General features: G+C 61.2%; 10 protein-coding genes. All 10 read right to left on the bottom strand.

All coding sequences use genetic code 11. The features are described from left to right. Positions 1-392: 392 nt before the first annotated feature. The 10 genes from H7C19_RS26525 to H7C19_RS26480 all read right to left on the bottom strand — a co-directional run bounded on the left by H7C19_RS26525 (position 393) and on the right by H7C19_RS26480 (position 9,514). Positions 393-1,538, bottom strand: a complete 1,146-nt coding sequence (locus tag H7C19_RS26525) for an FtsW/RodA/SpoVE family cell cycle protein (RefSeq protein WP_185672110.1) — start codon at positions 1,536-1,538, stop codon at positions 393-395. 6 nt (positions 1,539-1,544) lie between these two features. Next, on the bottom strand, positions 1,545-2,339 hold the full coding sequence (minD, locus tag H7C19_RS26520; protein ID WP_185672109.1) for a septum site-determining protein MinD: 795 nt from the start codon (positions 2,337-2,339) through the stop codon (positions 1,545-1,547). A gap of 4 nt (positions 2,340-2,343) precedes the next feature. Continuing rightward, positions 2,344-3,012 carry a septum site-determining protein MinC gene (minC, locus tag H7C19_RS26515; protein ID WP_185672108.1) on the bottom strand — a complete coding sequence of 223 codons (669 nt, stop codon included), beginning with the start codon at positions 3,010-3,012 and terminating at the stop codon, positions 2,344-2,346. A 100-nt stretch (positions 3,013-3,112) separates the two neighbouring features. Then, the gene (gene mreD / locus H7C19_RS26510; RefSeq protein WP_221469494.1) at positions 3,113-3,634 is read right to left on the bottom strand and encodes a rod shape-determining protein MreD; all 522 of its coding nucleotides are present in this window, start codon (positions 3,632-3,634) and stop codon (positions 3,113-3,115) included. Between the two features lie 11 nt (positions 3,635-3,645). Further along, entirely contained in the window at positions 3,646-4,482 is an 837-nt protein-coding gene (gene mreC, locus H7C19_RS26505) for a rod shape-determining protein MreC (RefSeq protein ID WP_281384980.1), read from the bottom strand. Positions 4,483-4,559: 77 nt separating this feature from the next. Continuing rightward, complete coding sequence (locus H7C19_RS26500) at positions 4,560-5,585, bottom strand: rod shape-determining protein (RefSeq protein ID WP_185672105.1); 1,026 nt, start codon at positions 5,583-5,585, stop codon at positions 4,560-4,562. Positions 5,586-5,624: 39 nt separating this feature from the next. Further along, complete coding sequence (gene radC / locus H7C19_RS26495; protein ID WP_185672104.1) at positions 5,625-6,314, bottom strand: RadC family protein; 690 nt, start codon at positions 6,312-6,314, stop codon at positions 5,625-5,627. Between the two features lie 137 nt (positions 6,315-6,451). After that, a complete protein-coding gene (locus H7C19_RS26490; RefSeq protein WP_185672103.1) occupies positions 6,452-7,045 on the bottom strand; it encodes a Maf family protein in 594 nt (197 codons plus the stop codon). Between the two features lie 157 nt (positions 7,046-7,202). Then, positions 7,203-7,382 carry a DUF4321 domain-containing protein gene (locus H7C19_RS26485; RefSeq protein WP_313732007.1) on the bottom strand — a complete coding sequence of 60 codons (180 nt, stop codon included), beginning with the start codon at positions 7,380-7,382 and terminating at the stop codon, positions 7,203-7,205. A 185-nt stretch (positions 7,383-7,567) separates the two neighbouring features. Then, a complete protein-coding gene (locus H7C19_RS26480; RefSeq protein ID WP_185672101.1) occupies positions 7,568-9,514 on the bottom strand; it encodes an SPOR domain-containing protein in 1,947 nt (648 codons plus the stop codon). Positions 9,515-9,732: the final 218 nt, after the last annotated feature.

The following is a 9,732-nucleotide window of genomic DNA, read 5'->3' as shown; positions in this document are numbered from 1 at the left end:
TAAGTTGTAAACGTACAACTATATCGCCCATTTTTTGATCACTTTTCGATTTTCTACTGAATAAGTGGTACTTTTGCAAGTAAATGCCTCTTTTCCGCTGATAGGAGGCAAATAAGTTGTATGATTACAATTTATTGGGAAGCAGCCACCACGAGAAAGCACCACCATCAAGAACCACTATCAAGCACCACGGCGAGAGCCACCGGATAGCGCCCCAGCCGATGAAATCCGGGCGACCTTTGCCCAACCGAAGACGAATATTCCGTACGATTATTTGGTGTGTAAGCCCTGACAGCGATAATGGCCAAAACCCATTTTCATGAAAAAAAAGGCCGACCCTTGCGGACGATTCCGCTTTGGGACAGCCTTCAAACGCGCCGGCCGAGCCGGCGTTACGTATCGATCGTGTATTTCTCCTGGTGCGCCCGGATGCTGAAGATCAAACCGATCGACATCATGTTCAGGAGCAGCGACGTGCCGCCATAGCTGACGAACGGCAGCGTGATGCCGGTCAGAGGCATGACGCCGATCATCATGCCGATGTTCTGGAAGATCTGGAACACCATCATGGACGCGATGCCGATGATGATGAAGGAGCCTCGCCTATCGTAACACTGATAGGCGATCAGAATCATCCGGTAGATGAAGACGAAGTAGAGCAGGAGCAGCACGGCCGCGCCTTGGAAACCGAACTCCTCGCCGACGACGACGAAGATGGAATCGGAGTACGTATAGGGAATGAACTTGCGGTTCTTCGATTCGCCCTGCATGTAGCCGTCCCCGGCGAGACCGCCGGAACCGATCGCGATCTTGGCGTATTCGACCTGGCGCTTGTCGTCCATCGAAGCTTCTTCCGGGTGGATAAACGTGTTGATCCGCTGATACCAGTGCGCCTTTTCGTGCTTCGTCAAGTAGTCCTTGATATCGGCGTTGTACGTATTGAACAGGCTCACGAACAGCACGACCCCGCCGACGACGACGGCCAGCCCGATCAGCACGTACGAGTATCGCACGTTGCCGATCCACAGCATCCCGAGCACGATGAAGACGTAGATCATCGCGTTGCCAAGATCGGGCTGGATCATGACGAGCAGGAACGGCACGAACGCGACCGCCGCGATCAGGAGGACGTCCTTGCGCATGGACAGAGGATCTCCCTGCCTTCGTCCCATGAGCACGGTCACCGCCAGGATCAAGAAGATCTTCATGATCTCCGCCGGCTGGAACAGGAAGCTGCCGAATCTGAACCAGCTCTTCGCGCCGTTGATCGGCTCCGCGAACAGATAGACGGCCACGAGCAGAATCAGTCCGATGCCGTACCAGACGTACCAAGTCTTCAGCAGCAGCCGGTAATCGAACAGGGTGATCAGCAGGATGGCCGCGAATCCGGCCCCGTAGAAGATCAGCGTCTGGATGTCCTTATTCGAATACCCTTCGGTATAATAAGTCGCGCTTCGGACGAGCAGCGTGCTGATCCCCATGAACAGGACGAGGATGAGCACCATGAGCAAGTCTATTTTCTTCAGTCTGTTTAGCAAGCGGGATCATCCCATTCCGAGAAACTTGCGGACCCGCCGGAACATGCCGCTCTTCTCGTCCAGATGCATGAGCGGCACCGTCTCGCCGAGTATGCGGCGCGCCACGTTCCGATAGGCGATGGAAGCGCGCGAAGAAGGATTCATGACCGTCGGTTCGCCTTGGTTCGCCGCCTTGATCACGATCTCGTCGTCCGGCACGATGCCGATCAAGTCGATCGCCAGCACCTGGCAAATATCGTCGACCTCCAGCATGTCGCCGCTGCGCAGCAGGTTCGGGCGGATCCGGTTAATGATAAGCTTGGGAGGCGCGATCTGCGTCTTCTCGAGCAGGCCGATCACCCGGTCCGCGTCGCGCACGGCGGCGTTCTCCGGCGTCGTCACGACGATCGCCTGGTCCGCGCCCGCGATCGCGTTGCGGAATCCCTGCTCGATCCCCGCGGGGCAATCGATAATGACATAATCGAAATCCGGCTTCAGGTCCTCGATGATCTTGCGGACCTGCTCCGGCGAGATATCGTTCTTGTCTTTGGTCTGCGCCGCGGGCAGCATGTACAGTTCGTCGAAGCGCTTGTCCTTGATCAGCGCCTGGTTGATCCGGCAGCGTCCCTCGGCCACGTCGATCAGGTCGTAGATGATGCGGTTCTCGAGACCCATGACGACGTCGAGATTGCGCAAGCCGATATCGGTGTCGACCAGACATACTTTTTTTCCCATCAAAGCCAGCGCGGTACCGACATTCGCCGATGTGGTCGTCTTGCCGACCCCGCCTTTGCCGGATGTTACGACGATCGCTTCTCCCATCGCGCTACACTCCTTTGACCTGCAGAACTTTGTTGCGATTATGGTGCAGATGCGACATCTTGTCCATCTGCATCGCGCCGTCGCGCAAATAAGCGTATTCCATCCACGGCTCGGCCGAAGCCCATTCGTCCGGCGGCCGGCTGATGACTTCCGCGATCCGCAGCTGCGTCGGCTTCATGAGCGAAGCCGCGATGATCGCTTCCTCATGCCCCGCGCAGCCGGCGTGCGCCGTCCCGCGCAGCGCGCCCATAATATAGATGTCGCCGGTGCAGCGGACCGTCCCGCCCGGATTGACGTCGCCGAGCAGCAGCAAATGACCTTCGTGCGCCAACGTCTGGCCCGAACGGACCATGCCGGAGACCGTATGGAGCTGATAAGAGGCATAATCCGCCGCTTCCTCCGGTACAGGGTCGCTCTCGATCGTCTGCACCAGGAAGTTGCCCTGCTTGCGGATGATCGAGCGGACGCGCTCCTTGTCCTCTTCGTCCAGCTGCCGGGAACCGAGCTTGACGTAGACGTGGACCAGCGGTCCGGCGAGCTGCTGCTCGTGCTTGTCCAGCTTCGCGTGAAGCTCGTCGAGCAGCGTGACGAATTCGCACCGGTCGTCGAGGATGAATACGAGACCTTCTTTGACGCCTTTGATCGTTATCGACGATTTGCCGTTCACCTGCATTCGCCCCTCCCACCTCTATCAAATTCGGTTAGACGGGGCCGAATTCCTGCCGGCCGATCCAAATCCGGCCGCGCAAGCGACGCTGCGCGAGCGTCCGTGCTCACGCGTTGGCCTCTTCCTTGGCGGCTGCGACATTCTTGACGAACCAGCGCCGCACCGGGAGATAGAGCAGAAGACCCGCGAACGTCTGGAGCAGCAAGGTGGGCACGACTTGCCAGTAGACCACGTAAGCGATCGGGAGATGCGTTAAGAGAAACAGCTTGTAGATGAAATAGACGAGCAAATCCAGCAACCCGCTGCCGATCCCTACCGTCACCAGCAGGAGCGCCAGCGTGCGGCTGCTCCGCTGCTCGGCGGCCAAGCCGATGAGGTACCCGAACAGCGCCATGCCGAACGCGTAGGCGCCGATCATATGGCCGTAGGACAGCGTGTCCTCCAGCAGGCCGAAGCCGAGGCCGAACAGAAAGCCGCGGTGCCTGCCGGCGAACATGGCGACGAACACCGTCATGACGAACGGCAGATGCGGCAGCAGGCGGTCGCTCCAAGCGGACGGAATCAGCCAGGGAATGACGGCGGTCTGCAGGAGGAGCAGCGCCAGCGTCACGACGATGGTCCGGTTCATGCGCATCGTCATCATGGATTGTCAGGATCCGGCGCGACGACGACCATGACTTCGTACAGATGGTCGAACTTGGCGGCGGGCTGGATCGTCGCCGTGTGGGTCAGCCCGTAGTCGCCAACCTGGTTGGACAGCACGGTCCCGATGATCAGGCCCTTCGGCAGGAGGTTCCCCTTCCCCGCCGTCACGACCGTATCGCCCTTCTCGACCTTCGCGTTCTCGTCGATCTTGCTCATCTGGAGCACGCCGTTCTCCTTGTTGTACTCGATGATCCCGAAGGCGGAATCTTCCTTGCCCGAGATCGTCGCCGAGATCGAGATCACGTCCGGCGAAGCGGGGTCCATCTCGGTGATCGGCATGACGGTCGAGGTGAACTCGGAGACCGAGCTGACAAGACCGACCAGTCCGTCCGCCGTGATGACCGCCATCCGTTCCTTGATGCCGTCCCGGGAGCCGAGCAGGATTTTGATCGTCTTGTCGTACGGGTTCGTGCTGCTCGCGATGACCTGGGCGAACAGATATTTATAATTATAAAATTGCTTTTGCGTTTCGGTAAAATGAAGCAGTTCTTCATAACGCTTGTTGTCGCTCTCGATCTTGTTGTAGCGGACCCGGTCCTGCGTGTAGCGGGCCACTGTCTGCTTCAGCACTTCGTTTTCTTTGTAGACGTCGGAAAGCCGGCCGAGGTCGCGGAAAAACTCCGCAACCGCTCCGACCGGCCGGTACAGAGCGCCTTGAACGGTCCCGAACGCATCGTTCACGAAGCGTTCGGGCCAGGTGGCGCCGCTCCGCCGCAAGGTGTATCCCATGATGGCGATGAAGAGGATCAGCCCGATCATGAGAATGAACAGCCGTTTGTTGCCGAAAAGTTTAAATATAACCGATCACCCGCTTTTGATGTGCCGCCGGACTCCGGCCGCCCGCTTCCTTAACGGCCAGAGCGGGATCCTTTCGATTTGAAGAGATGAATGTTCTCGAGCGCTCTGCCGGTGCCGATCGCGACGCAATCCAACGGGTTCTCGGCGACGATGACCGGCATGCCGGTCTCGCGCGCGAGCAGCTTGTCCAGGTTGCGCAGCAGCGCGCCGCCGCCCGTCAGGACGATGCCCCGGTCCATGATGTCCGCGGACAGCTCGGGCGGGCACTTCTCCAGCGTCACCTTGACGGCGTCCACGATCGCGTTCACCGTATCGGACAACGCTTCCGTAATCTCGTCCGACGTGATGGCCAGCGTCTTCGGCAGACCGGACACGAGATCGCGTCCGCGGATCTCGATCGATTCCATCTTGTCGAGCGGCAGCGCCGACCCGATCTCCATCTTGAGCTGCTCGCTCGTGCGTTCGCCGATCATCAGGTTGTAGAAGCGCTTGATGTACTGCATGATCGACTCGTCCATCTCGTCGCCCGCCACGCGGATCGAACGGCTCGTCACGATGCCTCCGAGCGAGATGACGGCGACTTCGGTCGTGCCGCCGCCGATGTCGACGACCATGCTGCCCGTCGGCTCCCATACGGGCAGGTCGGCGCCGATCGCGGCCGCGAACGGCTCTTCGATCGTGACCGCTTCGCGGGCCCCGGCTTGCTTCGCGGCGTCCTCGACGGCCCGCTTCTCGACGGCGGTGATGCCGGACGGCACGCAGACCATCACGTTCGGATGGCGGGGCGGGAAGGAGCGCTGCTTCTGCGCGCGGTTCAGAAAGTACTTGATCATCGTAGCCGTCGTCTCGAAGTCGGCGATCACGCCGTCCTTCATCGGACGGATGGCCCGGATATTGCCGGGCGTACGGCCGATCATTTTCTTGGCGGCTTCGCCCACGGCTTCGATTTTTTTCGTATCGGTACGAAGGGCAACCACGGACGGTTCCCTGACGACGATTCCTTTTCCTTTGACGTATACGAGTGTGTTCGCGGTACCCAGGTCGATTCCCAGATCGCGTGTAAATCCTCCAAGCATCTTATGCTACCTCCTGTTGGGACAATCTTATTTATTATATTACAAGGAGCCCAGTTCCTTCAAACTCACATAGCGATTGTCACCTATTACCAAATGGTCGAGGAGCTCGATCCCGATGAGCTCTCCGGCTTCGGACAGCCGGCGCGTCAGCTGGAGGTCTTCGGGGCTTGGCGTCGGATCCCCGCTCGGATGATTGTGCGCGCATAGAATCGAAGCGCTGCTGCGGCGGATAGCGGCGCGGAACACTTCGCGCGGATGCACGACGGACGCGTTCAGGCTGCCGATCGAGAGCGTCTCGCGGCCGACGACCTGGTTCTTCGTGTTCAGGAACAGCACGACGAAGTGTTCCTCGCGCAGGTGGCGCAGCTCCTCCATCAGCAGGTCCGCGGCGTCTTGGGGCCGGGATATGCGCGGCATCTCCGGAAGGCGCGATCTAGCGACGCGTCTGCCCAGTTCGACCGCGGCTTGCAGCTCGATCGCCTTGGCCGGACCGATGCCGCGAATGTGGATCAGCTCGTCCCAACTTCGCCCGGCCAGCCAGCGCAGCCCGCCGTTCTCGTTCAGGATGCGCTGCGCCAGATGCACCGCCGACTCGGCGCGCGAGCCGGTCCGCAGCAGAATCGCCAGCAGTTCGGCATGGCTGAGCGCGGCGGGGCCGTGCCGCTGCATCCGCTCCCGCGGCCGTTCCTCCGTCGGCACTTCCTTCAGCAGATAAGACCGTTGTTCCATCCCGTTTCCTCGTTTCGGATCTCCGCGTCGGATGCGGGTATGGACTTCGGTCGTCGGGCGGTAGGAACGAATGTCGGCTGGCGGCGGCTCAAGCGCATGCGATGCCGAACGAGGCGTATCGAGTCGCGGCGATGATGCTATATAACGGATATGCCGTACTTCTCGAGCATTTCGGCGAGCAAGCCGACCGGCAGTCCGACGACCGTGAAGTAGTCGCCGTCGATCTTCTCGACCAACGTCGCCCCGATGCCTTGGATGGCATAGCTGCCCGCCTTGTCGTTGGGCTCGCCCGTTTGGATGTATCTGCGGATCTTATCCTTGTCCATGGGCTTTACGAAAACCTCGGTCTTGCTATGCGCGACGCTGGAACGTCCCGTTCCGGCCTCGACGATCGCTACGCCGGTGTAGACGAAGTGCGATCTTCCTTGGATCAAAGACAACATGCGAGCGGAGTCGTCTTCATCCCGGGGTTTGCCCAGAATGAGACGATCGCAGACGACGATGGTGTCCGAACCGATCACGAGACCTTCGCCGTAAAGGGAAGCAACCGATTTCGCCTTTCTTAATGAAAGCATTTCCACCATTTCTCGGGGCGCCGTTCCCGTCGGAACCGACTCGTCCTCTTCGCTGGGATGCGTTTGAAAAGGCAAGTTCAACCCTTGAAGAAGCTCTTTCCTTCGCGGGGATGACGAAGCAAGTATAAGCGACCGAATCATTCCACCACCCTCCATTTTCCGCCTTGACGGCCATGCAACCTATTTCTGGGAATGGCTGCCTATGCAAGCTATTCCCGGAAACAAGCACGCTTATGTAACGTAATCGAGACCATCGCCCAACCGCATCTTGCATAGACGATTCAGCCTCCCCAAAAGTTCACCCAACGGACCTCTACATTTTGCGGTACAGCCAGATCGCGACGACAGCCCCGACGAGGCTCAGGAGGCTGATGTTGAGCGCGATGTTAATGTTGTAGACGAGCACCAGCAGATCGGCGGAAGGAGACCAATGCACCTTCACGGTTCGGGTCAGGAACCCCAATCCCGGAACGGCCTCGAGCCAATGGGCCAAAAGCGCCCCTCCAAGAATGCCTAGGAACAAAAACAAGAGCAAGACCCATCCGTTTTTCTTCACGATTCAACGTCACCCGCCGTTTTTTGACACTTGTTTCTCTATTATACGTGGCCTGGTCAGCCTGCACAATGCGCAAAGAAAAGACAGCCCCAAGGGCGGGGGCTGTCGGGTCTGTCGTCCTATTAACGGCCGCTGCCGAGCTGCAGATCGAGCCGAATCCGGTTGGCGGCGAGCGCGGCCTGCAGGGCGCCGGTCTGGACTTTGCGGAGCGAAGCCTGGGTCGGCGAGCCCGCGTGGTCGCGCAGCTCCTTCGCCGCGGCCGCCAGCAGCGCCGCGTGCGACTCGGCTTCCGTCTTGGAAGCCCCGGCCCAGGCCTGAAGGTCTTGCGCGGCCTTCTGCCAAGCGGCGTACGTCAGCTCCATCGCTTGGACTTCCTCCGCGGGCAGCGCCTGCGCCTTCTCCTGCAGCAGGGCGTTCGAGGCGAGGTCCGCCAAGCGCGCCGTCAAGGCGTCGCCCGTCTTGAGATAAGTCGCCCAACGCGCGGCTTGGGCATTGTCCGCCAGATCCAGCGGCTGATTCTCCAGCGTTTTGACGTATACTTCCGTTCCCGCCATCGTCTTGGCGAGCGCGGCCGCTTCCTCGCGGGTAGCCGCGATCCCGGCGTAGACGCGGAAGCCGTCGGTCGTATCCGAAGCGGCGGGCAGCCCCTTGCCGGCCAGCTCCTTCACGGCGTCGTTCATGCTGGCCTGCGTGCCGAATACGCCGTATTGGAGCAAATAGTAGGCGGACGCCGGCGCGACGGCGGAGACGGTCCCCTGCGCCGGCTCGGCGCCGGAGGCAGGATCCGCGTCCTTCGCGCCCGCGCTCGCCGTCGATGCGGACGCCGGAGACGCCTCCCCGGCCGTCTGCGGAGCGTCGGCCGGCGGCTGAACGCCTGCGTTGACGGGCGTATCCGCCCCCGAAGACTTGCCGGGGAACAACGGCTCTCCGGTGAACAGCGACAGCGCCAGGTAGCCGAATATCGCCCCTGTGACAATCGCGCCCGCGACGGATACGAAGATGCGCAGCCAGGATGGGCCTTCGCGGCGGCGTAGATAAGCGGAGGACATCCAACCGTGATTCGCAGGTTCGTCGACGGCCGGATCGATCTCCGGCCTATAGCCGTCTTCCTCCGGAAGGTCCGCAAACGTCGATTCGGGGTAGACGGATAGGCCGTCCCGGTTCGCGTGCGTCTGTCCCCTAAGCGAGGCTGGCGCGCTGAATCCCGTGACGGACTTGCGTCCTTGCGGCGCGCTGCCGCCCGGCTGCGGCCGGTAGAGCTCGGGCGGCAGATTAGAGCTCGCGAGCGGAGGCGCCTCGAACGTCTCGGAAGCGCCGGAGCGGCGGTCCTTCTCGGGCGCGGACGGCTTGCCGAAGCCGCCGCGACGATCGGGCGCGGTCGCGCCGCGGAGGTCCAGCCCCGGGTCGCTGCCCGGAGCCTGCGAATGCGTACTGCGGCGATCCGGCGCCAGTGCGCTGCGATAGACGTCCGGCTGCGCGTTCGATGCGCGTTCGTTCGGACGCGCGGCCGGCGCCGGCTCGCCGCGCCCAAGGCCGGATCGCCGAGCCGGCGCTTGCGACTCGGCGCGGACGGCGGGCGCCCGATGCATCGCGGCCATGCCGCGGCGGATCGGCGCCGCGTTCGGCGCTTGCTGCGTTAGCTGCGCGCGCGCCCCCGCCATCTCCGCATGCGCCGAAGGCATGCGGGAGTCTCGATTCGAATTGGCGTCCGCAAGAGGCGTCTGCGGAGAACGGTCCTCCGATTGGCGCGAAGCGGAAGCTCCGCCCGCCGGTTGCTCTGCCTGCGCTTGCGGATAAGGATCCGAACGGCGGATGATCTCTTCCAGCGCGTGAATATCGTCTTGGTAAGGGCTGTGCCACGCATCCATCGCTTCCGCCTTGCGCGGCTCTTCCCGCCCGTCCATTCGCGTTTCCGTTTGCGTTTGCGTTTCTTGTCCGTGCGGCTGCGCCGGATGCGGGAAGCCCCCCCAAGCGTCCTGGACTTTCTCCTGCACGGAAGGGCGTTGCTGCGTCGTCTCCCGGGGCTTGGCGCCGTCGAAGCGGAACGTCATTTTCGTCTTCTGCTGCATCGGTCTTCTCCCCTTGTCCCTCAATCTATTAACTATGCTATGAGTTGATAGAGAGAAATATGATCGCGCGCCGCGAAAGAAAACGCCGGGGGCTGCGAAGCATCGTCCGGGGAACAAGGGAAGCTAATGCCGATGCAGGTAGTCTGCGTACTCTTCGAACGCTACTATGCGGAAACGCGCGATGTAGGTAGTTTACATCAATGGCATTGCACAGAACC

This window comes from Cohnella nanjingensis, from assembly GCF_014212125.1.
GTDB lineage: Bacteria > Bacillota > Bacilli > Paenibacillales > Paenibacillaceae > Cohnella > Cohnella nanjingensis.
This window is presented reverse-complemented; position numbering and strand designations above follow the sequence as displayed.